This window comes from Shewanella sp. HL-SH2, assembly GCF_051164935.1.
GTDB classification, from domain to species: domain Bacteria; phylum Pseudomonadota; class Gammaproteobacteria; order Enterobacterales; family Shewanellaceae; genus Shewanella; species Shewanella glacialimarina.
Genome location: NZ_CP195035.1, coordinates 2,234,981 through 2,260,942, shown reverse-complemented (window position 1 = coordinate 2,260,942; position 25,962 = coordinate 2,234,981). Strand labels below are relative to the sequence as shown.

23 protein-coding genes and 1 pseudogene are annotated in these 25,962 nt (G+C 40.7%); 9 read left to right on the top strand and 15 right to left on the bottom strand.

Annotated elements, in window-relative coordinates:
* Nucleotides 1-2 precede the first annotated feature (2 nt).
* The 4 genes from ACRWP9_RS09855 to ACRWP9_RS09840 form a co-directional block, all read right to left on the bottom strand.
* Entirely contained in the window at nucleotides 3-260 is a 258-nt protein-coding gene (locus ACRWP9_RS09855; protein ID WP_226410234.1) for a chaperone NapD, read from the bottom strand.
* Nucleotides 261-302: 42 nt separating this feature from the next.
* Nucleotides 303-461 (bottom strand): periplasmic nitrate reductase, NapE protein, encoded by a 159-nt coding sequence (locus ACRWP9_RS09850; RefSeq protein WP_226410235.1) that lies wholly within the window; start codon nucleotides 459-461, stop codon nucleotides 303-305.
* A 639-nt stretch (nucleotides 462-1,100) separates the two neighbouring features.
* Nucleotides 1,101-2,009 carry a class I SAM-dependent methyltransferase gene (locus ACRWP9_RS09845; RefSeq protein ID WP_434925872.1) on the bottom strand — a complete coding sequence of 303 codons (909 nt, stop codon included), beginning with the start codon at nucleotides 2,007-2,009 and terminating at the stop codon, nucleotides 1,101-1,103.
* Nucleotides 2,010-2,167: 158 nt separating this feature from the next.
* Nucleotides 2,168-3,340: an AI-2E family transporter gene (locus tag ACRWP9_RS09840; RefSeq protein ID WP_434925871.1), complete on the bottom strand. Its 1,173-nt coding sequence runs from the start codon at nucleotides 3,338-3,340 to the stop codon at nucleotides 2,168-2,170.
* Between the two features lie 87 nt (nucleotides 3,341-3,427).
* On the opposite strand from ACRWP9_RS09840, the gene folX reads away from it, so the two are divergent.
* Complete coding sequence (gene folX / locus ACRWP9_RS09835) at nucleotides 3,428-3,796, top strand: dihydroneopterin triphosphate 2'-epimerase (protein WP_434925870.1); 369 nt, start codon at nucleotides 3,428-3,430, stop codon at nucleotides 3,794-3,796.
* Between the two features lie 91 nt (nucleotides 3,797-3,887).
* Nucleotides 3,888-4,775 (top strand): TIGR01777 family oxidoreductase, encoded by an 888-nt coding sequence (locus ACRWP9_RS09830; RefSeq protein ID WP_434925869.1) that lies wholly within the window; start codon nucleotides 3,888-3,890, stop codon nucleotides 4,773-4,775.
* A gap of 79 nt (nucleotides 4,776-4,854) precedes the next feature.
* Here ACRWP9_RS09830 and ACRWP9_RS09825 read toward each other — a convergent pair whose 3' ends face one another.
* Nucleotides 4,855-5,751 carry a LysR family transcriptional regulator gene (locus ACRWP9_RS09825; protein ID WP_434925868.1) on the bottom strand — a complete coding sequence of 299 codons (897 nt, stop codon included), beginning with the start codon at nucleotides 5,749-5,751 and terminating at the stop codon, nucleotides 4,855-4,857.
* Nucleotides 5,752-5,928: 177 nt separating this feature from the next.
* On the opposite strand from ACRWP9_RS09825, the gene ACRWP9_RS09820 reads away from it, so the two are divergent.
* A complete protein-coding gene (locus ACRWP9_RS09820) occupies nucleotides 5,929-6,435 on the top strand; it encodes a lactoylglutathione lyase family protein (protein ID WP_434925867.1) in 507 nt (168 codons plus the stop codon).
* Between the two features lie 102 nt (nucleotides 6,436-6,537).
* Here the strand turns inward: ACRWP9_RS09820 and ACRWP9_RS09815 are convergent, their stop codons facing one another.
* The 7 genes and pseudogenes from ACRWP9_RS09815 to ACRWP9_RS09785 all read right to left on the bottom strand — a co-directional run bounded on the left by ACRWP9_RS09815 (nucleotide 6,538) and on the right by ACRWP9_RS09785 (nucleotide 13,681).
* Entirely contained in the window at nucleotides 6,538-6,867 is a 330-nt protein-coding gene (locus ACRWP9_RS09815) for a YbaB/EbfC family nucleoid-associated protein (RefSeq protein ID WP_226410242.1), read from the bottom strand.
* Nucleotides 6,868-7,087: 220 nt separating this feature from the next.
* Nucleotides 7,088-10,003: a DNA polymerase III subunit gamma/tau gene (gene dnaX, locus ACRWP9_RS09810; protein WP_434925866.1), complete on the bottom strand. Its 2,916-nt coding sequence runs from the start codon at nucleotides 10,001-10,003 to the stop codon at nucleotides 7,088-7,090.
* 138 nt (nucleotides 10,004-10,141) lie between these two features.
* Nucleotides 10,142-10,693: an adenine phosphoribosyltransferase gene (gene apt, locus ACRWP9_RS09805; protein WP_226415957.1), complete on the bottom strand. Its 552-nt coding sequence runs from the start codon at nucleotides 10,691-10,693 to the stop codon at nucleotides 10,142-10,144.
* A gap of 105 nt (nucleotides 10,694-10,798) precedes the next feature.
* The gene (locus ACRWP9_RS09800) at nucleotides 10,799-11,167 is read right to left on the bottom strand and encodes a YbaN family protein (protein ID WP_226410244.1); all 369 of its coding nucleotides are present in this window, start codon (nucleotides 11,165-11,167) and stop codon (nucleotides 10,799-10,801) included.
* A gap of 364 nt (nucleotides 11,168-11,531) precedes the next feature.
* Complete coding sequence (locus ACRWP9_RS09795; protein ID WP_434925865.1) at nucleotides 11,532-12,302, bottom strand: HvfC family RiPP maturation protein; 771 nt, start codon at nucleotides 12,300-12,302, stop codon at nucleotides 11,532-11,534.
* Nucleotides 12,302-13,159, bottom strand: coding sequence for an HvfB family MNIO-type RiPP peptide maturase (locus ACRWP9_RS09790; RefSeq protein ID WP_434925864.1), 858 nt, complete (start codon nucleotides 13,157-13,159; stop codon nucleotides 12,302-12,304). The genes ACRWP9_RS09795 and ACRWP9_RS09790 overlap by 1 nt, the downstream gene beginning before the upstream one ends.
* Nucleotides 13,160-13,253: 94 nt before the next feature.
* Nucleotides 13,254-13,681: pseudogene (locus ACRWP9_RS09785) on the bottom strand (HvfA family oxazolone/thioamide-modified RiPP metallophore).
* Between the two features lie 292 nt (nucleotides 13,682-13,973).
* On the opposite strand from ACRWP9_RS09785, the gene ACRWP9_RS09780 reads away from it, so the two are divergent.
* Together ACRWP9_RS09780 and ACRWP9_RS09775 are read left to right on the top strand one after the other, a co-directional pair.
* Nucleotides 13,974-14,918, top strand: coding sequence for a tRNA-dihydrouridine synthase (locus ACRWP9_RS09780; protein ID WP_226410248.1), 945 nt, complete (start codon nucleotides 13,974-13,976; stop codon nucleotides 14,916-14,918).
* A 191-nt stretch (nucleotides 14,919-15,109) separates the two neighbouring features.
* A complete protein-coding gene (locus ACRWP9_RS09775; RefSeq protein WP_434925863.1) occupies nucleotides 15,110-15,478 on the top strand; it encodes a TraR/DksA family transcriptional regulator in 369 nt (122 codons plus the stop codon).
* A gap of 109 nt (nucleotides 15,479-15,587) precedes the next feature.
* Here the strand turns inward: ACRWP9_RS09775 and ACRWP9_RS09770 are convergent, their stop codons facing one another.
* Nucleotides 15,588-16,151, bottom strand: a complete 564-nt coding sequence (locus tag ACRWP9_RS09770) for a DUF4136 domain-containing protein (protein ID WP_434925862.1) — start codon at nucleotides 16,149-16,151, stop codon at nucleotides 15,588-15,590.
* 230 nt (nucleotides 16,152-16,381) lie between these two features.
* Between ACRWP9_RS09770 and ACRWP9_RS09765 the strand changes: the two genes are divergently transcribed.
* The 4 genes from ACRWP9_RS09765 (at nucleotide 16,382) to ACRWP9_RS09750 (ending at nucleotide 22,491) form a co-directional block, all read left to right on the top strand.
* Entirely contained in the window at nucleotides 16,382-16,981 is a 600-nt protein-coding gene (locus ACRWP9_RS09765) for a LysE family translocator (RefSeq protein ID WP_434925861.1), read from the top strand.
* 16 nt (nucleotides 16,982-16,997) lie between these two features.
* Nucleotides 16,998-17,543, top strand: coding sequence for a DUF1415 domain-containing protein (locus tag ACRWP9_RS09760; RefSeq protein WP_434925860.1), 546 nt, complete (start codon nucleotides 16,998-17,000; stop codon nucleotides 17,541-17,543).
* A 286-nt stretch (nucleotides 17,544-17,829) separates the two neighbouring features.
* Nucleotides 17,830-19,956, top strand: a complete 2,127-nt coding sequence (locus ACRWP9_RS09755) for a prolyl oligopeptidase family serine peptidase (protein ID WP_434925859.1) — start codon at nucleotides 17,830-17,832, stop codon at nucleotides 19,954-19,956.
* A gap of 651 nt (nucleotides 19,957-20,607) precedes the next feature.
* Nucleotides 20,608-22,491 (top strand): S8 family serine peptidase, encoded by a 1,884-nt coding sequence (locus tag ACRWP9_RS09750; protein WP_434925858.1) that lies wholly within the window; start codon nucleotides 20,608-20,610, stop codon nucleotides 22,489-22,491.
* Nucleotides 22,492-22,719: 228 nt separating this feature from the next.
* Here the strand turns inward: ACRWP9_RS09750 and ACRWP9_RS09745 are convergent, their stop codons facing one another.
* Together ACRWP9_RS09745 and ACRWP9_RS09740 are read right to left on the bottom strand one after the other, a co-directional pair.
* A complete protein-coding gene (locus ACRWP9_RS09745) occupies nucleotides 22,720-25,476 on the bottom strand; it encodes a PAS domain-containing protein (RefSeq protein WP_434925857.1) in 2,757 nt (918 codons plus the stop codon).
* Nucleotides 25,477-25,479: 3 nt separating this feature from the next.
* Nucleotides 25,480-25,887: a response regulator gene (locus tag ACRWP9_RS09740; protein ID WP_434925856.1), complete on the bottom strand. Its 408-nt coding sequence runs from the start codon at nucleotides 25,885-25,887 to the stop codon at nucleotides 25,480-25,482.
* Nucleotides 25,888-25,962: the final 75 nt, after the last annotated feature.

The window sequence follows — 25,962 nt, the reverse complement described above, 5'->3', positions numbered from 1 at the left end:
TTTCATATCTCACCCTCTTCAAGCTCTTCACTTTGGTGGTAAACCATGGTCGCTGTTAACACGCCGGGTAATGCATTAATTGTCGAAATATCATCCATTAATGATTTTTGGCTTGTACCTTCAATCACCACAACAAGCTTGACGTCATTGTTTGCTGAAAGCTCCGCGTTTTTGATTGCCATTATTTTTTGTCTAACATCAGCCATTTTGTCTGGATGTACTTGGACAATTAAACTGGTTACGTGAAGTTCATTGCTCATTAATCACACTCACATGTTTATTTTTCATTTTTTGTTTTTATATTACCCAACACCTGGCGGGCCAGTTAAAATTTGACTAAACCAGATGCTAAAGCCTAAAGCACTGACCAGAAGTACCGATAAAATAGGTGCAAGGAAGACCGTCAAGAAGATAAAAATTTTCAATTCGAGACTTTTTTCACTTTTAGTGTCTTTACTCATGGAGCCTCCAGGAGTGGTTAGGATGGGGGACTTAATGAATAAGTCATTGTCATTATTTTGCTTTAAATGAATTTTACCGTTAAACAATTTGCGATCTATATACTCACAAATTGGTAAACAAGTGATTAGTTGATCTAGATCATTAAAAATAAGTAAACAATTACTCAACATGCAGTGTCTGAAGCATAAATATCGATTAAATATATTATTTAATCTCAACTCGGAATAATAAATGCAGGTAAAACCGTTTTTTGCACCGCTAACTGTGTTGAATTTACTTACAATAGGCTAGCTATTGACGTGTAAATCCGCCTTGGCTAACAGCGTAAAGTTCAGCTTGAAGGGAAACTCTGGAGTGTTGACTATATCAATCCAATTAATTCATCTCTTCCCTCGAGTTGAGGTTATTTAACAAAAATAGCTGCTTAAAAATAATAGCGGTGAATATTTCACGGGCAAAATGAAGGGGTAAATTTAAGGGGCAAATTGAAGGGGCAAAATACAGGGCATTATCGTAATTTAAAGGTATAACGATGACCTAGTTCTAGCTGACCGCTGAGCAGAAAAATAGGTATGCATGGGTAAAATAAAGATAACGGCTCTCAGTTAAATGGTTCGCTGAGAGCACATAGGGCTATGCTAGCTGAGCGAGTAGCGCAGTACTTTTAACGACTTTTGCTCATCAATATCAGCAAAAATATCGGGATTGGCGATACGTTCAACATAATGTAGTTGCGGTGCATTGTCGGACACTTGCTGCATTAAAAAATCACAGCCTAATTCCGGTGCATTTAAACACAACAACACTTCGCCATTATCAGCAAGTAGACTAGGTAAACGCTTCAATAAACGCTCATAATCTTTGGTCGCCACGAAACTGCCCTTTTGATTACTTGGAGGGTCGGCAACAATCAAGTCATAGGGACCCAATTTAGTCAGCTTACCCCAGGATTTAAAAATATCATGACCAAGATATCTTGCACCTTGAGGTAAATCATTTAATACATGATTTTGCTTGCCTATACTGAGGGCACCTTTGCTCATATCCATATTAACCACTTCATCCGCGCCACCAAGTAATGCCGTGACCGAAAAACCACAGGTGTAAGCAAATAAGTTTAATACTTTTTTACCTTGAGCATGCTGCCGTACCCAGCGTCGACCATTTGCCATATCCAAGAATAAGCCATGATTTTGTCCACGCATGATATGCACATTAAACAAAGCGCCCTGCTCTGTTACTACATGATTATCTGGCACACTACCACTGACCAGTTCAGTCACTGTTTGCCCGCCACTTCGATGTTGAAATGCCAAATTCAACTCTTTACTGTCAGCTTGCTGATGATACTGTTCGGTGATGGCCGTAAACAAGGCTTGCTGTTCTGGCTCATCCAATGATTTAAAGCTGGTCAGCAGTAGCACGGGAGGATACCAATCGAGACACAGGTGTTCTTCACCTTGGAATAAACCACCACGACCATGAAACACCCGCTGAACTTCATTATCAAAAGTAAATTGACTCAAGGCTGTTATTAATCCAGACATAAATATACTGTATTCTCTTATCATTCTATTTTAAATTGGATTCATTTTAGCTATTAACATTTTAATATTAAAAGTATATTAGCTTATTGATATCGTTTTAGTAGGGCTATTTGGCCGTACTTATATAGTGGTAAATATGAGTGACTCAGTTAGAAACATTAGCTCTTTTGACTTGGTTCATCATCTGTATCATCCAGCTTATTCACCGCAGCGATTGATTCTCCCTCCACATTGTCAACTTCTACTTCTTCGCTACTGGCTTGCGCCTCAGAGTCTAATTCGGTCATTTTATCTTCTGCATCGTCGACATTGTCTGCTAATAAAATCGCTAACCACATACCCGACTGACTCGATTCCATGCCAATTTTAACCACCATGGTCAGTGGGACTGATAATAACATCCCAACAGAGCCTAATAGCCATCCCCAAAAGATTAATGACAGGAAAACCACTAAGGTTGATAAGCCTAAACCTTTCCCCATAAACTTAGGCTCAATCACATTACCCATCACCATATTGGTGCCAAAGTAAAGTAATCCTGTTGCCCCTGCCGCGCCGGGACCAAACTGAATAAAAGCCAATAGCACAGCAGGGATAGCTGCAATAATAGACCCTATGTTAGGAATGTAATTAAACAAAAAAGCGATAACGGCCCATAACAAGGCGTAATCAACACCTATAATCGATAAGCCAATGCCGACAATCACACCGGTTGCTAAACTGACTAACGTCTTAATCATCATGTATTGATTAACTGAATTTAAAAATTTATCGATTTGCTTTAAACGCATATCAGGATCATCTAGCGCCAGATGGAATTTTTTAGGCATGTCTTGTGCTTCGAACAACATAAATACAATGGTCAAAATGATTAAGAATAAATTAGCCATCACATTACCCACACCAGAGAGCATATTAGTGGTCATGCTTAAAGCCATACCGGGATCAAAATACTCTAATACTTTATCTCGGGAGATATTAATATTAAACGACTGGAGTTTATCGAGCACCCATGCAAACTGCTCTATTAATTGGGCACGATAAACTGGCATTTGCTTTGAAAATTCATTCACTGAACTGCCGACTAGACTTGCTAGCCATAAACCAATTAGCACAATGAATAACATCAGCAGCATCACAGCTAGCGCTTTAGGAATTTTGAACCGACACATTAACGTAATAGCAGGATTACAAATCATTGCTAAAAATGCCGATAACACAAAAGGCACTACAATAGGACTGGCCGTTTTAATGCCCGCAAGAATAATCACTACGCATGCCATTACAATGAAACTGCGAACCGCCATAGACGATTGATGTATACCCTTCATAGAAGAAAAATCCTTGTTGCTACCGAAGTGCTAAATTAGTTATGTTAAGCTTACTCATTGAAAAATCTTTATTACTAGAAAAATATTATGAAACCAGAAACCGCTATTATACGCATTAAAAATCTTCGTTTACGTACCTATATCGGCATTAAAGAAGATGAAATTCAAAACCAACAAGATGTCATCATTAATGTCATCATTCATTACTGTGCAGACAAAGCTCGCAATAGTGATAACCTAGCAGACGCTCTCAATTATCGCACTATAACAAAAAAAATCATTGCCTTAATTGAAAACAATCGTTTCTTATTACTGGAAAACTTGACCAACCAGACCCTAGAAATAGCCAGTGAGCATCATTGGGTTGAGTTTGCTAGTGTTGAAATTGACAAGCCACATGCACTTAGATTTGCCGACTCAGTATCAATGGAGCTTTGTTATCAAAAGCCTACTTAACAGTATTGAGCACGTTTGGTATTGATCAACTCAAGATTATAATGCGTATGTTACTGTATACTGCATTTAAAATTATTGGCTAGAGTGGCATATGAATATACTAATCACTGGTGCAACCGGCTTTGTTGGCAAACATTTGGTTGCCAAACTGGCTGAACATAAATTAACTGTCCTCTCCCGCGACATTAATCAAGCCGCAAAAGTGTTAGGCAACCATCACACATTTATTGAAGATATCGCCCAACTGAACAATTTAGACAATTTCGATGCGGTAATCAATTTAGCTGGCGAACCGATTGTGGCTAAACGCTGGACTAAAAACCAGAAGATCCGCATTTGCCATAGCCGTTGGGATATTACTCAAAAGCTAAGTCAATTAATCGCTTCAAGCCAACGCCCCCCAACAGCATTCATTAGTGCTTCAGCTATCGGTTATTACGGCAGACAAGGCCAGGAACCAGTTGACGAACATAGCCAATTTCATGATGAGTTTAGTCATCAAATATGTCAAAAATGGGAACAACTGGCCATTGAAGCAGACTCATCAACCACTCGAGTATGCATACCTCGCATTGGTATAGTGCTGGGTAAAAATGGCGGTGCATTAAGCAAGATGTTACCCCCATTCAAATTAGGCCTAGGCGGCCCAATTGGGAAAGGCAAACAAGGAATGAGTTGGATACACCAGGATGACTTAGTGGCATTAATTATATGGATGTTGACGACCCCAACAACACGGGGAATTTACAACGCCACAGCCCCAAATCCTGTTAGTAACGCCGAATTTTCATCTGCCTTGGGCAAAGCATTAAATCGCCCAGCAAAAATTATCGCCCCACCTCTAGCGTTAAGATTAGCCATGGGAGAAATGTCAGAATTACTCACAGAAGGTCAATATGTACTGCCAACCCGTGCGTTGTCAGAAGGATTTACATTCAAGTTCACCGATGTAAATTCAGCATTAGCGGCCATAGCCTAATACCTGTGGCACCCGCTAACTAACATTGTTGCCAAGCTTATCTGTTTAATGCAGGTAAGCGAACAATTTATCCTAAAGCTTACATTAGCGATTTAATTAAACGAATAATGTTTTGATAACGTGTTGCCAGTACACGATGTTGCTTATTCACTAAATATAATGGCTCAAAAACGATTAATGCTTGTCCATCCTTATTTTTTGCTATTTGAATATCTCCCTGTTGCACAAAACTTCTTACCGCAAACTCAGGTAATACAGTAAAGCCAAGTCCGTTAGCGACGGGTAATAATATTTGATTAAGCTGATTAACATAACCTGTTGTTTTTATTGTTATCGCCGATTCGGCTTGAAAAAAAGCGGCCTTTAATTGATGCCAATAATAATGGGCATCCGGATGCTCTATCATCCCAAGCAGGGTTAATGACTCAAAGTTGATATTAGGTTGATACGGTTTTCCTGCCACCATTTTAGGTAATACCAAACACAAAGACTGAAGACCTATCTCTGTACTCACCAGCTCAGGTTGCACCACATTTTGAGTAACAATACCTAAATCTAATTGATTGGCTAAAACACTTTCAATAATTCGTTTGTTAGGACCCGCTTCCAAATACATGCGTAAATCAGGGTGATTTTGTTGCTCTTTGAGCAAGTAAGGGTATAGCAAAGACGCCATTGAGCCAGAGCAGCCTATTTTACACTCCCCTGAAAAGGGCGTATCGACAGCTAAATTGTCAAGTAATGCCTGCTGTTGGCTTTGCATTAAGCACGCATAATGATAAACGGCTAGACCGGCTTCAGTCAGTTCAAATCGTTTACCTATGCGATTAATCAATGCACTACCCACCTGCTGTTCAAGCTTTTTAATGTGTTGGCTCACTCCGGGTTGAGTCATAAAAAGCTTTTCCGCCGTTTGGGTAAAATGCCCAAGCTCAACTAAAGAGATAAACGTGGTTAACCACTGTTGATTTAACATTCCATCACCTCCCTATTCATAACACCAGATAACTCATATATATCGCCGTATAAACATCTAACAAAACATAATAACAAAAAATTATTATAATAAGTATTTATGATAATTTTTAAGTTCAGTTATTTTTAAATACACTAACCTCATTGAAACAAAACATCCGTAACAGTAGAGGTTTTTATGACAAACAATTATCCACGAAGTTTTTCACACATTGGTATCTCAGTGCCCGACATCAAGGCGGCGGTAAAATTCTATACTGAGGTGTTAGGTTGGTATTTAATTATGGAACCCACAGAAATTATTGAAGATGACAGTGCTATTGGTGAAATGTGTACCGATGTGTTTGGTGCTGGCTGGAAGTCATTTAACATTGCCCATATGTCTACCGGTGACCGAATTGGCGTAGAACTGTTTCAATTCAATAATCAGGAAAACCCAGAAAATAACTTTGAGTACTGGAAAACAGGAATATTTCACTTCTGTGTTCAAGACCCTGATGTTGAAGGTTTAGCAGAGAAAATTGTTGCCGCTGGTGGTAAAAAACGTATGAAAGCGCCCCGTTACTATTACCCTGGTGAAAAACCATACCGGATGATTTATATGGAAGACCCATTTGGTAATATCTTAGAAATTTACAGCCACAGCTATGAGTTACATTATGCCAGTGGTGCTTATAATAAGTAGGTTGATCTATAAATTGAGATCAAAAAAAGCTCAAGCCATCACGGCTTGAGCTTTTTATTATTACCACCATTTCGTGATTGAAATTGTGGTAATGGACTCGTATTAGAACGGCATTTTCATGCCTGGTGGTAATTGCATACCGCCAGTCACTTCAGCCATTTTAGTTTTCTGATTTTCTTCAACACGACGAACGGCATCATTACATGCTGCTGCAATTAAATCTTCCAGCATTTCTTTATCGTCTTCCATCAAACTTGGATCAATTTCAACACGACGCACATTGTGTGCACCTGTCATGGTGATTTTAACTAAACCTGCGCCAGACTCGCCAACAACTTCCATACGGGCAATTTCTTCCTGCACTTTAGCCATTTTGTCTTGCATCATTTGGGCTTGCTTCATTAAGTTGCCCATGCCGCCTTTTCCAAACATAATCTTTTCTCTTTCTCTATTAAATAATCTGAGTTATAGCAAGTCGCCAAAATTAACCTGATTTTACTGAAATTAATCAGATTAGCAAACGGGTTAATATAAATTTGCGAACTTGCTAACCTATTCAAAGTTAAGGTTAACGCTTAATGGCTATTGTCAAACTTCACTATATCTAAGCTATGAATTGTATAACAAGTGAATTTTTGCCCATGAAAGGCTCTTATCCGAGCAATGCGGGGATTTGTTCCGCCACGGTATTAAGCTGCTCAGGTGGATAAACCACTGAGTTGTCATCTAATTGAGCTGCAAGCTGATCTATCATCCACTTTACACTGTCATCGGTCAGTATCGATTGCTTAGCTTGTAATACTAACTCGTGGTGAAAACGTTTACGTAGCTCCAATGGCGTTTCCCGCTTCGAGTCTTGGCCAATATCAATATTCACTTGAATATCTTGTTGTAAAAACGCCGATAACCCAGCTTGTAATTGGCCAATAGCAATATCTGCACACAGATGTTTTTGATCCGGTTTTAGGGTGAGTTGTATCGGGTTTGATACCTCTTTACACAAAGAGTTCACCCCAAGCTGTCTAACGCGCCCACCAACTTTAACTTGTGCCATGACTTGATACCAATGTAAGTCGACAGTATGACCAGTAATTTTATGGCCGATAACTGTGGGGTAACCAATAGCAGGTATCGTTTCAGCCACAGGTTCAACTTGTACATGCTGCTGAGTATCTACATCCGCCATTTCGACATGATTAGTTATCGTATCATTGGAATCAATACCAACAGGTGTCTTATGCTGCTCAAGTGATGGTTCAGTTGGCACAGACGATATAGCTGGCTCTGAAGGTAAACTTAAAGACTCACTTTGCGATAATCTTGACTGGACTTTTTCTGCCAGCTCTTCATCTGTTGGTGCTTCCCAAGGTGGCCTGTCATAAACGGTATCAGCTTGATGGGCGTGAGTGTTTTGAGTTGGTATAGTTGTTGTCGCTGGAGAAGTAGACTCTGCTATGACAGTTTGCGGCTCTTCATCTTGGGCCAATGATTGCTGCGGTGCTATTTTATCATTACTTTTAAGCTCAAGGGTGCTAACACTGCCCAGCTTAGATTGCTTAGCTTGCTGTTTATCTGCCGCTTTTTTATGTGAAGCATCTACTTCATCCTGCGCTTTATGGGCAATAACTTCAGCCAATAAAGTGTCTCTACTGGCTAATACGAGATCGAGAATGTCATCTAATGGGTCATCATCCAACTCAACCAATCCATCGGTATTGTTTATTATGCCATCATGTTGCTGAACTGATGAACTGACGGATGGATCTAATTGTTCACTATCAGCTTTAAGCCCTTTTGTTGGCTGAAGCGGAGTAAGTGATGCATCTCCAGCAGAGTGCTGATTATAAGCAAGATAATCTTCATAGTCGCTATTATCTTGGCCGTCATCGTCACCGTATTGAATATCACTATAGTCACCATAGTCGGTGGTAGAATATTGATCACTTAGTTGACCACTTGACTGGTTATTATCAATAAATTCAGGCTCAACTGCAGCCGCAATAGTGAGTTCCGTTTCAGATTGAAGGCTTATGTCAGTCTGACTATCACTTTCACTGTCAATTATCTTGGTAGCAGTGCTATTGCTAGCAAAGCCCATACTTTCAGCCTGATTAAGCACCATGGCCTGCTGGGCAATTAATTCTGCCGCCGCATCATCTTCATTATCAACGACAGCCTTATCGTCAAGGTCATCTTGAGGTTGAGGTTGAGGTTGAAGTTGAGAGTGCGAGTGGGCAGCTAACGGCGTACTTTGCTCAACCACTGTTTTAGTATCACTGCCTTGAGCACTAATATTTTCAATACTGGCGAGTTCTAAACTAGTGATCTCAATACCCGTCGCTTCTTCAGTATCAGCGGCTAAAGACTGTTGAATAACATTTTCAGTTGCGGACTTTGGGCGAGTCTCTATGACCTCTTGCGATATTAACGCGGCCTCAGTCAAATCGACTTTAGCTGGCGTGCCAGTCACCCAGCGCTTAGCTTGTTTTTCTGGCACAAATGCAACTGCGCGCAATAAAGCCATCTCTAAACCTGATTTTGGATCCGGGGCAAAAGGTAAGTCTTTGCGTCCAGCCAGTAACATTTGATAGTAGAGCTGAATTTGCTCAGCGGATATTTGCTGGGCAAAAGCCAAAATTTGTTCGCTATATAAAGATGACTGCGCCGCTGCTGGAGCAAATTGAGTCAAGGTGATTTGATGCAGTAATTCCAATAAGCTGCGCAGTACTTCTTGCGCATCAGCACCAAATGCTAACACCTTGGAAACCGTTTGCATTAAAGGTTCAATATCGGCATCACACAGGGCTTTTAACAGTGCAATAACCTGCTGCTGGTCAATACTGCCCAACATGGTTTGTACCTGTTGATGCATCACTTGACCAGAACCAAAGGCAATGGCTTGATCGGTCAAACTTAATGCATCACGCATACTGCCATTGGCTGCTTTAGCTAATAACGTCAGCGCCTGGTTTTCAAAGGGTAATTGCTCTTGGGTTAAAACAAAATCTAACTGTTTGGCAATTTCTTCTTGGGATAAGCTTTTTAAATTGAACTGCAAACAACGTGATAGCACGGTAACAGGTAACTTTTGCGGGTCAGTTGTCGCTAATAGGAATTTTACGTGTTCAGGAGGCTCTTCTAAGGTTTTAAGCAAGGCATTAAAACTGCTACGAGAAAGCATATGAACTTCATCGATTAAGTAGACTTTATAGCGGCCACGTGAAGGACGATATTGGACGTTATCTAATAATTCTCGGGTGTCATCTACTTTGGTTCGTGAAGCAGCATCCACCTCAATTAAATCGACAAATCGACCTTGAGCGATTTCTTCACAACTTGAACATACGCCACAAGGATTTGCCGTCACGCCTTGCTCACAGTTTAAGCCTTTGGCAAACAGGCGCGCTAAACTGGTTTTACCGACCCCACGGGTGCCGGTAAATAAATAGGCATGATGTAAACGTTGCTGACTTAATGCGTTAGTCAGCGCTAATAAAACATGCGCTTGACCGACCATTTGTTCAAATTTGGCAGGGCGCCATTTACGGGCTAACACCTGATAAGACATGCAATTCCCCAAGCTAAACAGTTCGGGAATTGATCCCGCTAATTATGCCAAACAATAACATGCAAAACAGCCACAGGCTATTGTTTGGCGGCTATTAGCTGGCTTTATCAACAATTCAATCCTTGTTGATAAAGCTGCTTACTCACCTTCAAACTCACATAAGCTTAATACTTCTATGCCCATGCCTTTTAAGCGTGCTTCGCCACCAATTTCAGGTAATGAAATAACAAAGGCTGCATGTTTAACTTCACCACCTAATTGGCGGATTAGCTTAACCGTTGCTTCAATTGTGCCACCTGTGGCTAATAAATCATCAATCACTAACACTTTGTCATCGGCATTTATCGCATCAATATGAATTTCTAAAGTGTCTTTGCCGTATTCTAGTTGATAACTTTGGCTGATGGTCTCGCGCGGTAATTTACCAGGCTTACGCACCGGCACAAAACCGATACCGAGCTCAAGCGCTAAAGGTGCGCCAAATAAGAAACCGCGTGCTTCAGTGCCTACCACCTTGGTAAAACCTTTAGATTGATAATGTGCAACTAATAAAGCAATAGTGGCTTTGTAAGCTTCAGCATTTTCTAAAAGGCTGGTGACATCGCGAAACATGATGCCCGCTTTAGGGTAATCAGGAATGGTTTTAATGCTTTGCTTAATCAGCGCTAAACTGTCTTTATTCATCATAATGAGAACTCTTTAAATGTGATTGCAATAAAAAAGCCCCACTGGGGACTATTTTAATTATAGAAGCGATCTTAAGCCTGTTGTCTATGGCTTGCAACTGTTGTGCAATTATTCTGTTAACTCTGGGATCTGCCACAAATAAAGCAACAAACCACACAACATACAAAACAGCATCGCTTTCACCCAAATAATGGGCACTATAGTGATACTTAACGCAAAACTTAATGTGGTCATTATCATCGCGCGGCGCTTTAAAGATTTATCCATTGCCCGCTTAGTTTGCCAATTATGTAATGCTTCAGAAAACCAAGGGTGTGTCATTAACCATAGGTGCAGTTTGTCACTTGAACGCGCAAAACAAAATGCTGCCAATAGGATAAAAGGCACTGTTGGCAATACAGGCAGGATAATACCGATGATGCCAAGTATTAAACTAAGTAGTCCTACGCAAAGATATAAGCCGCGCTTTAGTATCATACTTAGTCACCCTAAAATAAAAAACCACTCTACATGAGTGGCTCTGGTCTTGCTGGTTATTATAACCTAATGCCTGGTCTAAATTAAGCCAGATATTTTTAACCAAGTTAATGTGGCTGGCAGTGTCGGAATAAGTAAAACAGCAATAAAACCAATTAAATAAAAAATGTTGAATGGATCTTTAAACGGCTCGCTCATGATATTTCCTTCGGCAAAAGAACTTGGTTATGTTTGACCTGTGTTCCAGTTAACATATCGCGTTATATATTACGCAAAAAACGTGAACAGGATCACAACGGCGGCATTTTACTGGGAATCATTGACAATAAAAACCTTAAATATTTTATGGCCTTTATTGTCAATATTATCGACTGGTAACGACAATGCCTTTTTCAACCATTTGCGACAACAATTGCACACATCCATTGGTCAATACCTCGGTTTGCATCTGTGGGTATTGCTCTGTTAACCAAGTGACTATTTCAGCTAATGTGAAGTTCTGCTGTTGCTGATTTTTCCCTGTTAAATCGGTACGCTGTGCAACTAATGCTAATACCTGTGCGGTTAATGGGTTCAACTGTAAGAATGCCACCTCATCGTCAAGGTCACGGTAAACACAAAAATATTGCGGTTGCTCAGGCGGTTCAACTGGCTGATAATCTACACTAATATGTTGCACATCAAATTGGTATTGCGCCACTTTTGCACAGGCTGATATTTGCAACGGGCAAGTCGCTAACTGTTCAATGGTTAATGCTTGCTGTGTTAGGCTAGCTTGAGTGGTGGCAACCACTAATTCTAACCATTCATAATGCGCCAACTCTAATAGAAAAATCGGGTCAGTCGGTTTTAATTGATACTGCTGTAAAAACGCTAAAAACTCGCCTGCTATTTCAATAAATATCGGCGTGTGACAATCATGCTCAACAAAAAACTGTTGTACTAACGCAAGCCAGTTTGATTCATGGTACAGAGTTTTTACAACCGGAAATGCGCTAGAAATAAAGCCATTAATATTATTAAAGAATAACTCACGGTAAATCGTCATACGTCTTGGCTCAATACCTTCAGGTAATGGCTGGCTAGGATCACGTATATAGTTCATAAAGCCCTGTTGAATGGCAGTAAATCCCATTAGGCTTTCCTCACTGTTAGTGCCGCTGTTGCTTGCTGTTGAAATGTATGTATTTGTTTGATTTCTTGCAATAATATTTCTGTCGGCGGTATATTAAAATCACGTTCTAACAAGGTGGGTTTGACTCCATGAATGCGATAACACTCCTGCAATAATGCCCATACAGGATCGATAATATCTGCCCCATGAGTATCAACCATTAAGTCAATATCTTCTTGATAATGTCCCGCAATATGCAAGTAAGCGATACGTTCTGTAGGCATAGCTGCTAAAAATGCATTAGCGTCATATTGATGATTAACGGAATTAACATAAATGTTATTCACATCGAGCAACAGTTTACAATCAGCCTCAGCCAGCACAGTATTAACAAACGCTAGCTCGGTCATCTGCGCGCCCGGAGCGGCATAAAAAGACACGTTTTCAACAATAAAAGGTCGCTCTAAAATATCTTCAACTTGCTTTATACGTTTGGCAGTGTGGATAACCGCCTCTTCGGTAAACGGTATTGGCATTAAATCGTACATTTGCCCAGCCCCAGAACAATAACTTAAATGTTCTGAGTAAATTTCAATCTTATGTGAGTCCAAAAAGGTTTTGATATTTTTGACAAACTCAGTATCAAGTGGTGCTGGGCTGCCAATAGATAAAGAAAGACCATGACAAAAGAAGGGATGACGCTCGGTAAGCTGTTTGAATTGGCGCGCATATTTGCCGCCTAAGGTCATCCAGTTTTCCGGTGCCACTTCAAAAAACTCTATCGCTTTAGGAGTAAGCTGACAGAACTCGTCCAACATTTCCCGCCTAAGACCTAAACCTACCATCGCATTAGGCATTATTTGATGGGCAGCAGACATAGACAAATCCTTACAACAAAGTACTTATTTACAATAAACATAAGGCCTGAAAACAGGCCTTATTTGGAGAATAATTGTTTAGATAAATTTGTGGTTATTTGTTACCACCACACTTACCTTCACCACATTTACCTTCTTTGGCTTTTTCAGCAGTTTTTTTCATGTCGCCGCCACACTTGCCTTCGCCACATTTACCTTCAACTGCTTTTTCAGCACTTTTTTTCATGTCGCCGCCGCACTTGCCTTCGCCACATTTACCTTCGGCTGCTTTTTCAGCGCTTTTTTCATGTCGCCGCCGCACTTGCCTTCACCACATTTACCTTCAGCCGCTTTTTCAGCTGTTTTTTTCATGTCAGCGCCGCATTTACCTTCACCACATTTACCTTCGCCACCATCTAATTGGTAACCTTGGGTCAGTTGCTCGAATCCAAATGGGTTTGCTTGTGCTTCTGTTGCCATGCCAGCACTCATTACTACTGCGCCTAAAGCCACTGCTAAGGTAGTTTGCTTAATTGAGTTCATGTTTTGATTCCTTGTAAATAAATTTTGAATGATGACCAACATCATTGCTGGCTTGCATATAAAGACCTAGCGACTAAATAATAAATTTCAAAAAATTTAAAATAATTTTAACTTGATCAACATTTGCCATTCCTAAAGCTGTTAGGAATTAACAAAGCTGCTTAATCATAGAGCATATCCTGATGGTTTCAATACGTTTTTAAATTTTAAGCTTAAGCCTGTAAAACTAACACTGGCATCATCCGAGTTTCAGGTTAAAATGACGCCTTTATTTTTAACCTGTGAGAATGCTGTGCGACTTGTATTAGCGCCGATGGAAGGCGTAGTTGATGATTTGATGCGCGATATTTTATCCACTATTAACCCTTTTGATTTAGTGGTCACCGAATTTGTGCGCGTGGTGGATCAACTATTACCTGAAAAAGTCTACTATAAGCTATGCCCTGAACTGCACAATAATGGTTTAACACCTAACGGTACACCGGTAAGAGTGCAATTACTCGGTCAACATCCTGAGTGGATGGCTGAGAATGCTGTTCGTGCGGTTGAACTTGGCTCCCGTGGTGTAGATGTTAACTTTGGCTGCCCAGCAAAAATTGTTAACAAAAATAAAGGTGGCGCTGTCTTACTTCAATACCCTGATAGTCTTCATAATATTGTAAAAGCCATGCGCCAAGCCGTACCAGCTGAACAGCCGGTTACCGCTAAAATTCGTTTAGGTTACGAAGATAAGTCACTGTTTATGGAAAATGCTCTAGCCATATATGAAGCAGGTGCGAGTGAAATAGCCATCCATGCCCGCAGTAAAGTTGATGGTTACAAGCCTCCAGCTTATTGGGAATACATTACTGAAGTTAAAAAACGCTTGCCTATACCTGTTATTGCCAATGGCGAGATATGGAATGAAGCCGATGCAAAACGCTGTATGGAAGTGACTGGCTGTAGTGACATTATGATTGGCCGTGGCGCAATTTCATTGCCTAATTTAGGGGCGTGTATCAAAAATGGTAGCCAACCTTATACTTGGGCTGAAACCTTAGATTTACTGCTCGGTTATACCGATAAACAATTGAGTGGTAAAAAAGCAGATTACTTGCCTGCACGGATTAAACAATGGTTTTGTTATTTGAATAGACAATACCCACAAGCAGATGATTTATTTCGTGAATTAAGAGTATTTAAAACCGCCGATGAAATTGTATCTGTGTTAAACAAAGCACAACACGAACTCAATTAGATATTGGTTACTTTTCTCCTACCAACCTTTCGGTTAATTGTCTTTTTCGCATGTGTAGATTAACAAAATTTAATCTACACATGCTGTTTGATGGCTAAAATCTGACTCAGAATTGATCTTCATCATAACTCAGGTTTTTCTAGCCCGTAAAATGGCATGCTATATTGATTATCTCTAATAAAGGTTATGTGGTGAAAAATCAGGACATTCGAGCGCAATTATCAAAAATTGAGATAGCGCTTAGATCAGAAATTGGTCTTGGGCTTATTCAGCAGCATCTTGCAGATCTGCAGCTCAATATTATTCAGCAAATGGATTTATCTAACCTTATTGATTATCTTGGCGAATTAAAGCTTACCGATTGCGGCTCATTTGAGCGCCTAATGCGTTTAGACGCCGCATTATGCCAACTTGATTTAGGCTTATATGGTCTATGTTCAGATTGTGAATCAGAAATAGAAGCATCACGCTTACAAAGCGATCCCACTGAACAACGCTGTAGTATCTGTGCCGCTCGTTACAACCAGGAACATCGGCATGAATTACGTTTAAACCATTAATATTATGATGATACCACTGGAACAAAACCGTTAACCAACAATGCTGTATTTTTATATCAAAACCTTTTAATAAGTATTACTTGTTGGCATGGATATTTAACAGCTTAAATCAATCTGCTTTGGGAACCGAATTAAGCATCATTCGGGCTAAGTTATCAAAACGGGCTTCTCTTTGTGCCATGTTGTTATCTGGTTCGGTAAAGCCTTGGGCTAACACACGCCAGAAAGGTTGTTCGACGATTGGATTAAATAAGGCTATCAGCACAGAACCTTTTTCATGTTCGCTATCCACTCCCTGAGTAGCAAGCCCTGGCACTAACCCGGCCTTAGCTAATATTTCAGCATCGCTCATCTCTGATGCTAATGCCATACCAAAACCAATCGTCATTTGTGGAGAGTCAGTAGTATTTACCACCAGATAACCTTTTTCAGCCATTATCCTATCTACTGAGTCACGTAACTGAGTCTTTAAGGTTTGTTCATCTATTTTATTGGTTGTATGGACTGAAAACATGCTTGCATGCCAGGCATAGGTTTTGGCAACAGAAGATAAATCACCGCTAGTAACCATAGTAACGCGGCTTGTTGGAATCGACTCGATATTGGAGGCAGAACACGCTGTTAGCATAACCATACAAACAGAGAGAATAAACTGACTAAAGTGTTTTAACATAAATAATGGCCCTATTTTCGCCACCTTTGACTCAGATGACATTGTGCAGTGTTAGTGCAGAGTTTGATACAAAATCGCGAAAAATATTCGAGTCAATTAACCCGATAAACTTAAGATAACAATAATTTATTAACGAGTATCTATTCTTGTAAACTTTTTATTAGATTGTCATTACGTTACTGGTTAGAATGCCAGCCATTAATGTATTGATCCGGATAAATTGACTCAAAATGGAACTGGTCTTCGCCATTGCATTGTTTGCATTCTCTTCAGGTATCACCCCTGGCCCTAATAACATCATGTTAATGACATCAGGTGTTAACTTTGGTATTAAACAAAGTGTACCTCACCTTCTTGGCATTAGCCTTGGATTTCCGCTAATGATCCTTGCTGTAGGCTTAGGCATGGCAGCGGTATTTCAAACCTACCCCATCTTACATACCATCATCAAAGTGCTAGGGATAAGCTATTTGTTATACCTCTCATGGCTTATTGCCAATAGCAGTAGCAAGATGGAAGGTAAAAAAATCAGCAAGCCTTTTAGCTTTCTACAGGCAGCGGCTTTTCAATGGGTAAATCCCAAAGGCTGGATTATGGCTGTGGGCGCAATAGCCACATTCACCACTGTACACCAGGATCTCACACCTCAAGTTATCACTATTGCCGGTGTGTTTTTGTGTGTCGCATTTCCCTGCGCCATCGTTTGGCTTGGCTTTGGTGTCGCCTTAAAGCGCATTCTTAAAAATGAACGCCAACAACGAATATTTAATATCAGTATGGCAATATTACTGGTGGCATCCATCATTCCGATGGTCATTCCAAACCATTAAAAAGATAGGCTAATTTATGTCAGATTTACATCCATGCATTGCTGAATCAGAAAATTGGGTTAAGCGGGTAATTGTAAAATATAATATTTGCCCATTTGCACGACGTGAAGTGGAGCGCGGCACCATTAGATACTACGCCTGTGAAGAAGCTAAAGTAAAAAAGGTGCTTGAAGCCTTTGTGATGGAATGTATTTTACTTGAACAGCAACCAGACATTGAAACTACGCTGTTTATTTTGCCCCGAGGATTTGAAGGCTTTTATCCCTATCTTGACCTAGTTGATTTAGCCAACGACCTTTTAGTTGAGCAAGGATTTGAAGGAGTGTTTCAAATAGCCAGTTTTCACCCTGACTATTGTTTTGATGGTGAACCTCAAGATAGCCCAGCCAATTATACTAATCGCTCCCCTTACCCAACATTGCATCTTATCAGAGAGGCTAGTATGGAAAAGGCCTTAGCGGATTATGATGATCCTGAGTCAATACCAGAGCGAAATATCGAATTTGCTCAGCGTAAAGGGAGCGAGTTTTTTATTAAGTTGCTTAAAGAGTGCCAGCAGTAAGTTCTCTTATCGCGACATAGTCACGATAGCGTCAAGCCCAAGCCTTAAGGAGTTACCTTGAGGCTTTTTTATTAAAAAAATACACCTAATGCATTGTCTTAATGTATTAAGACAATGCATAGCCTAAATCCATGTTAGTAAATAAGCTGGATAACAACCAATAAGCAGTAAATCTTTACAGCTTTATAACAATAAAAATGCATCACGCTTGTTTGATTTATATCGTGATTCGGTTAGCTTAGTCAGCGATTACCGATCTAATAACCGTAGCAGAAGGGATAAGGACATGAATAAGGCACTCGTTTCATTGTGCGTCTTAAGTAGCATAACCGCCACAGCGGCCTTTGCGGAACAAGCAGTAGTACAACAAACAACAGTAAAGGCAGCATTAATGGCAGAGCAAACAGACAGCTTTCAATGGCTTGAAGAGGTCGAAGGTAAAAAGCCTTTGGCTTGGGTAACTGAAAAAAATGCCCACAGCGCAGCAGCCATAAAGTCTTATAAAGGTTTTGAAACCCTAGTAGATAATTCACTGGCTATTTTAAACAGTAAAGACAGGATCCCCTATGCCGAACGCAAGGGTGAGTACCTGTATAATTTTTGGAAAGACGAAACCCATGTTCGTGGCATATATCGCCGTACTAGCTTAGCCGAATACGTAAAAGATGACCCTAAATGGGAAACGGTTTTAGACATAGATGCCATTGCCAAAGCCGATGATGTCAGCTGGGTCTTTAAAGGCATTAATTGTCACACCCCTGACAATACGCTGTGTTTAGTATCACTTTCCCGTGGCGGCGCAGATGCGGTTGAAGTGCGGGAATTTAATCTAAAAACTAAAAGCTTTATTAAAAATGGTTTCTTATTACCCGAAGCAAAATCGGACCTCACCTGGTTAAACCAGGATCAAGTCTTTGTCGCGACAGATTTTGGCGGCACCGAAGGCATGACAGATTCAGGCTATGCTAGCGTAGTCAAACTTTGGCAACGCGGCACTGCCTTAGATAAAGCCAGCTTTATTTATCAGTCAGATAAAAGCTCAGTCGCCGCAGGCGCTCAGGTACTGGATGATGGTGAATCGAAAATAGTGTTAATTGGCGATTATCATACTTTCTACACTGCCAGTTACTTTGTCTATGATCAAGGCAAACTCACTGAATTGAATATTCCCAAAGACGCTGAAATTAAAGGCTACTTCAAGGGTAATATCTATCTTGAACTTAAAAGTGAGCTAACCAGTCAAAAACTGGCTCAAGGGGCTGTAGTTTATGCGTCTGTCGCCTCTCTTATTAGCGCCAAACCAGAATACCAGTTATTAACCGCCCCTGATGCCCATTCAGCTATCGCGCAGGTCGCTTTTAGCAAAAGCGCGGTATACGTTAACTACCTGGAAGATGTAAAAAGCAAACTGGTACGTTTTGAGCCAAAAGCAGACAGCACCTGGGTACAAACTCCGGTGGCATTCGATGCTAACGGCAGCCTGACTATTTTTGATATAGAGCAAGACAGAGATGATTTCTATGTCGATTACAACAGCTTTCTCGAGCCTTCTAGCTTGTATGAAGTGCAAGGTAGTACATTAGCGATTAATAAACTAAAGTCGCTGCCACAACAGTTTGATGCTGAAAGATTTGTTACTGAACAATACTTTGCCACCTCAAAAGATGGCACTAAAGTACCCTACTTTGTGGTGATGGATAAAAACCTGAAGTTCAATGGTAAGAATCCAACCCTACTTTACGGTTACGGCGGATTTGAGATTTCACTTCGCCCTAAATATTCAGCAACCATAGGTAAAAACTGGCTAGAACAAGGCGGTGTGTACGTATTATCAAACATACGCGGTGGTGGCGAATATGGCCCAGCTTGGCACCAGGCGGCGTTAAAGCAAAATCGTCATAAAGCCTATGAAGATTTTGAAGCCATAGCAGAAGATCTTATTAGCCGAAACATCACCTCAAGCCAGCATTTAGGCATTCAAGGCGGCAGTAACGGCGGCCTATTAATGGGCGCAGCGCTGACTCGCCGCCCTGACTTATACAATGCTGTGGTATGCCAAGTACCGTTATTGGATATGAAACGCTTCAGTCAATTGTTAGCGGGAGCTAGCTGGATGGGCGAGTATGGTAATCCAGATATCGCTGAAGAATGGGCTTATATTAAAACTTATTCGCCGTACCATAATTTAGATAAAAGCAAAAAGTATCCTAAGGCCTTCTTCACCACCTCAACCCGTGATGACCGTGTCCACCCTGGGCACGCCCGTAAAATGGTCGCTAAAATGGAGTCTATGGGAATTGATGTGCTGTATTACGAAAATATGGAAGGTGGTCATGCTGGTGCAGCAGACAACAAACAAGCTGCCGAGCTTTCAAGCTTAGTGTATGCCTATTTGCTACAGCAGCTGAAATAACGGCTAAAGTTACAGCTCAGGTAGTTGCAGCGCTAATCACGCTATTTTTGTCGTGATTAGCAAGCTGTATTAACAGTCTGTACTCGCAATCCATAATAACCAGCAAAACACAAAACCAGTCAAATGACTGGTTTTTTTGAGCCAATTATTTATACAGAACAATATAGTAAAGGGGATTACATTTGTTTCGGTTAACTAAAATACTTATATTTATCAGAAACTAAACATGTTTATCTCTGTGATTGAAAATGACCTTTTAATAAATGGCCATCTCATTTCCTCCATAAGATAACAACCAATCGCAGAAAAGATTAATACTTTTAACCTAAAAATCAAACCACAACCACCACCTTAAGACTTACAAAAAAAGCATTAAAATTAGAATGAAAAATACCTAAAGGCATGATAGATATTAAAATTAATGAATTTCGCTAAAAGCAACCAACTTTCCACCCCCTACTTTATTACTAATACTGTAATTTATTCCAGGATCTGCAAGTCGGCTTTTATGTTCAATATGTAAACAAATTGTTACCAAATCAACCTAAACCCTAACTACCGCACCACAACAAAGAGACAAATATGTCACTTTTTAATCTATTTTGGATAAGTCTCGACATTCATGGAGGCAACAACAATATGGAGAATCAAATGATACAAAAACATAAAATAGCCCTTGCGGTATTGGCAGCTCTGAGCACACTTCCAATTCAATCCCAGGCAGCAGAATTACTTCTAGTCGACAGTTCAAAAGCGATTAAAGATAATTATATCGTGGTATTTAATACCCCTAGCGTGTTGAATCTTCAAGACGTATCAGCCTTAGCTGACTTTTCAACTCAGCAAGCGAATATACTGGCCACTAACTACGATATTAGCGTAGTAAAAAACTTTGGTAGTGCATTAAATGGTGTATTAATTAATGCCAATGCCAAACAAATTGCTGAACTTCAAAATGACCCCAAAATTAAATACATAGAACAAGATCAAATGATGTCTATCTCACCGGTGATAACGGCCAGTGGTAATCAGGGAAGCCCTACCTGGGGGTTAGACAGAATAGATCAGCGAGATTTACCCTTAGATAATAACTATCACTATGATTACGATGGTTCTGGTGTCACAGCTTATGTGGTTGATACTGGAGTACTGACTAGCCATAATGAATTTGGTGGCCGCGCCAGTAGTGGTTATGATTTTATTGATAATGACTTTGATGCCACTGACTGTAATGGTCACGGTACACATGTAGCGGGTACGATTGGTGGTTCAAGTTACGGGGTTGCCAAAAACGTTAACATCGTCGGTGTTCGCGTACTAAATTGTAGTGGGTCTGGCAGTAACTCAGGCGTCATTGCTGGTATTAACTGGGTCAAAAATAATGCCTCAGGCCCTTCTGTAGCGAATATGAGTTTAGGTGGCGGCGCATCACAAGCAACCGATGATGCGGTGAATGCTGCTGTTGCAGCAGGTATCAGCTTTGTTGTCGCTGCGGGTAATGACAATAGCAATGCTTGTAATTACTCTCCTGCTCGTGCAGCCAATGCTGTCACTGTAGGCTCAACAACAAGCTCTGACTCCCGTTCAAGCTTTTCAAACTATGGTACTTGTCTTGATATTTATGCCCCAGGTTCAAGCATTACTTCAGCTTGGTATACTTCAAATAGTGCGACTAATACCATCAGCGGGACCTCAATGGCAGCTCCCCATGTAGCTGGTGTTGCTGCGGTTTATCTTAATCAAACTCCAACTATGACGCCAGCTCAAGTGACAAGCTTACTGACCACGCGTGGCAGTGGCGGTAAAGTATCTGATGCAAAAACGGGCTCACCCAACACACTGCTATTCTCGTTAGACGAAGTGGGTGGTTGTGGTACTAATTGCCCACCGCCAACAGATACTGAGCTTTTAGATGGACAAGCTATTAGTACTTCTGGGGCTCAGGGTTCAGCGAACTACTATTTCATCGATGTGCCTGCAAATGCTTCAAGTCTTGCCATTGCATTAGCTGGAGGATCTGGTGATGCGGACATTTATGTCAGTCAAGGTATCAAACCGACAGTGAATAGTTATCAATGTCGCCCCTATAAAACGGGCAATAATGAAAGTTGTGATTTTACCAATCCAGCTGCGGGTAAGTGGTATGTCATGGTACAGGGTTATGCAGCCTACTCAAATGCTAACCTAATGGCTGACTATAGCGTAGGAGGCGGCACCAGTTGCTCAGGCAGTGATTGTCTAGTCAATGGCGTAGCAAGAACAGGCCTAACTGGCACTAGCAGTTCGCAGACTTTCTATAAAGTCGTTGTACCCGCAAACAAAACATTGACTGTAGCGATGAGTGGTGGCAACGGCGATGCGGATTTATATGTTAAAGCCGGTAGCCAGCCTAGCACGAGCAGTTTTGATTGCCGTCCATACAAAAATGGCAATAATGAAACCTGTTCACTAACCCCTACAGTGGAAACCACCTACCATGTAATGATGTTAGGATACACTAGCTATTCGGGTGTAAGTTTAGTAGCAAGTTATTAATATTTGATAAATATTAATAACTAAAAATGAAACTGCCGCTTATTTCTGACTAGAAGTAAGCGGCATTTTTAATCTTACTTTTTTGATTCATGGTTGAGTTAAAACAACACGTGTATCACTCTAGACTGATGAAAAGTGCACTGCAGTAATTAACCTTGTGAACTGATACTAAAGTTTCACAAAAAAGCAGCCTTAATCATGCTGCACAAATCAAGGTACAGTAAAGCCTTACATATCACCTGCAACGGGTAATCGAATATAAAACCGAGAACCACAGCCTGGTTCAGAGTTATAGCCAATGCTGCCATTCATTGCTTCAATAAGCTCCTTACACAGTGCTAAGCCTAAACCAGTACCGCCTTTAGCTTTAGAACTACTGGCGTCGGCTTGGGAAAACTTTTCGAAAATTTTACTTTTAAAGTCTTCTGATATACCGGCTCCTTGGTCTTGTACGGCAATCTCAACCTCACCAGCTATTATCGTCGCGGACAAAGTAACACTTCCAGTGGGTGGTGAAAATTTGACTGCGTTAGAGAGTAAATTGGTTAAAATTTGTAACAAACGATGCTCATCAACAAATAGCCAAATCTCATCCATTGACTCATCCAGTTGTAATGCCAAAGTGATTTTATGCAGGTCTGCGTATGGCTGATGATCATCAATCGCTCTTTGCAAAAGCGGCACTATATTTAATCGCTGCATTTCAAATAACATTTTACCTGCCGCAAGTTTTTCAATGTCTAATAAGTCATTGATCAAGCGACTGAGTTGCATACAGTTACTGCTTGCTATGTCTATCAGCTTCTCCGCTTTAGCGGGTAAAGTGACAATTTTTCCAGACTGTAATAAGTTTAAGGCGCCATAAATAGACGTTAAGGGGGTACGAAGCTCATGACTTACCGTTGAGATGAATTCATCTTTCATTTGCTGTAATTTCATTCTGTCGGTAACGTCTTGCACAGATCCTATCATGAGAAGATCTGGATTTTTATCTTCAGTAACCAATTGCCCTAATTCATGTACCCAACGCACTTCACCGTTAGGCTTAATGATGCGGTGAACCACGTTGTGAATACCTGTCAAGCGTGCCTGCTGCTCACTTTTTTCCACTTTATCAATATCGTCAGGATGAACAGCGCTTTTAAACAGTGTCACACTCGGCACGATATCCTGTGCGTCAAAACCAAAAATCTGATAAATAATCGGCGACCACCATAAGGTTCCATGTTTAAGCGATGCATGCCAATAACCAATTTGAGCTTGCTCACTGGCTAAGTCAAGACTTTGCTGGGCAACATTAAGCTGTAAATTGAGTTCCTCAAGTTTGAGGTAATATTCTTTAGTCTGGGTAATATCATGAATATAACCATGCCATAAAGTACTGCCGTCGGGCATCATTTCAGGTGTAGCTTTGCCAGATAGCCACATCAGTGAATTGTCATCCCGGTAAACACGATATTCCTGTTCCCAGATAGTCTGTTGTTGACTAGATTGCTCAATACTGTGGCCAACAGCAGCTAAATCTTCATGATAAATTTTGGCAAATGCATTTGATGCATCGCTAAGAACCTCTTCCGGTGTCACACCATAAATATCTTTAATTGCATCACTAGCATAAGGAAACGCACTGCGTCCGTCAGGCCATAACTGGAACTGATAAACTACACCAGGAAGCTGCTGGGTCAATTTTAACAATTGGTCCTGCAGCTTATTTTCTTTAGTGACATCCATGATAAAACCGTCGAGAAACTGCACGACTCCGTTACTATCATATTCGGCGGCGCCATGCTCTTCCACCCACATAACTGAACCATTTTGATGCAACACACGGTAAGTGATTACCCAGCTAGATAGATTCAGTATCGCTTTTTCAACAAGATTAACTATAAGTACCCTGTCTTCTGGATGAATAACACTGGCATAACTGCGCACAGTATTATCGATAAAATCACTAGCAGAATAGCCTACAAGCGAGTAGATATGCTCGCTCATAAATAGCATAGTCCAGTGCTCATCGGCTTTACATCGGTAAGTCACCCCAGGGATATTGGCGACCAAAGTCTTAAACTGGTCTCGGTTGTGCATTAATGCTAACTGGTTATGCTTTTGTGTGGTGATATCGGCATGGGTGCCGTACATCATAAGAGGCTTACCATCAGCGGTATATGAAACCACTTTACCTCTGTCATGTACCCATACAAAGTGGCCGTCTTTATGTTTCATTCGACATTCAATATCATAAAACTCGGTTAAACCATTAAAATGCTCTTGGAGTGAGATATTAGAGTTAGCTAAATCATCTGGATGTGTCATAGCTATCCAGGTTTCTATCGAAATGGGTTCAAGCTCCTCAAGCCGATAACCAATAATCTCAGCCCAGCGATCGTTATAAACCGTTTCACCGGTTTCAATATTCCACTGCCAAGTCCCTATTCGCGTTCCTTCTAGAACTGAGCGATAAAGTAACTCACTTGCCGCTAATTGATCATGGGCCTGCTCTTGTAATCTGTCGTGAATTTCCTGTTCAACACTCTTAGCAAACCCGAATACCATCTGGCGCTCTTTTTCAGTAAAATGGCGAGGCTGGCTATCAATAAAGCAAAGTGTGCCAATATTTTGCCCTTTAACCACCAAAGGCACACCGGCATAAAAGCGAATAAATGGTGCGTCTAGCACTAAAGGATTATCTGCAAATCGGCTATCAAGTAAGGTATCTGGAACTTCAAAAATGCCCTTTGATAAAATGGCATGGCCACAGAATGAGATATCTCGGCCGGTCTCGCAGGCATCAAGACCTTGTTTAGATTTAAACCACTGTCGGTCGGTATCAACCAATGATACAAGCACGATTTCTGTACCTAGGCACAGTTGCGCTAACTGGGTTAAGCGATCAAAACGTCGCTCTGGCAGCGTATCTAACAACCCAGTATTTTGTAATACGATAAGTCTTTCTTTCTCGCAGGTAGGCAACAAAGGAGTTTGCATCAGTTACTCCGGATTATTTGTGTCTTGTGATGCAAAGTAAGCCTGATAAATAGATTCTAATTTATCGCCAAGACTCATAGCATCGAAGGGTTTTTCAATAACAGCAACTGCGCCAGCATTCAAATATTCTTGCTTTTCCGACTGCTGAATACGCGCGGTCATAAAAACAACTGGGATTGTTTGGCAATGGGGTTTTTTACGAATTTCAGCCAGCGTTTGTAAACCATCTATACCCGGCATCATGGCATCTAACAATATTAGGTCTGGCGTAAAGTGCTCCACCTGTTTGATGGCCTCATAACCACCATCGCAAGATACTAAAATAAACCCAGATATATCAACCAGAGCCATTTCGACGATAACTCGAATTGTCTCAGCATCTTCTACGTGTAAAATTTTCTCTAGTGGCATGCAGGCTCCAGTATGATGGGGATCCCCAAAAAATTGAGTTAAACAGATTTACTAATTATTGTATGATAATTTCTT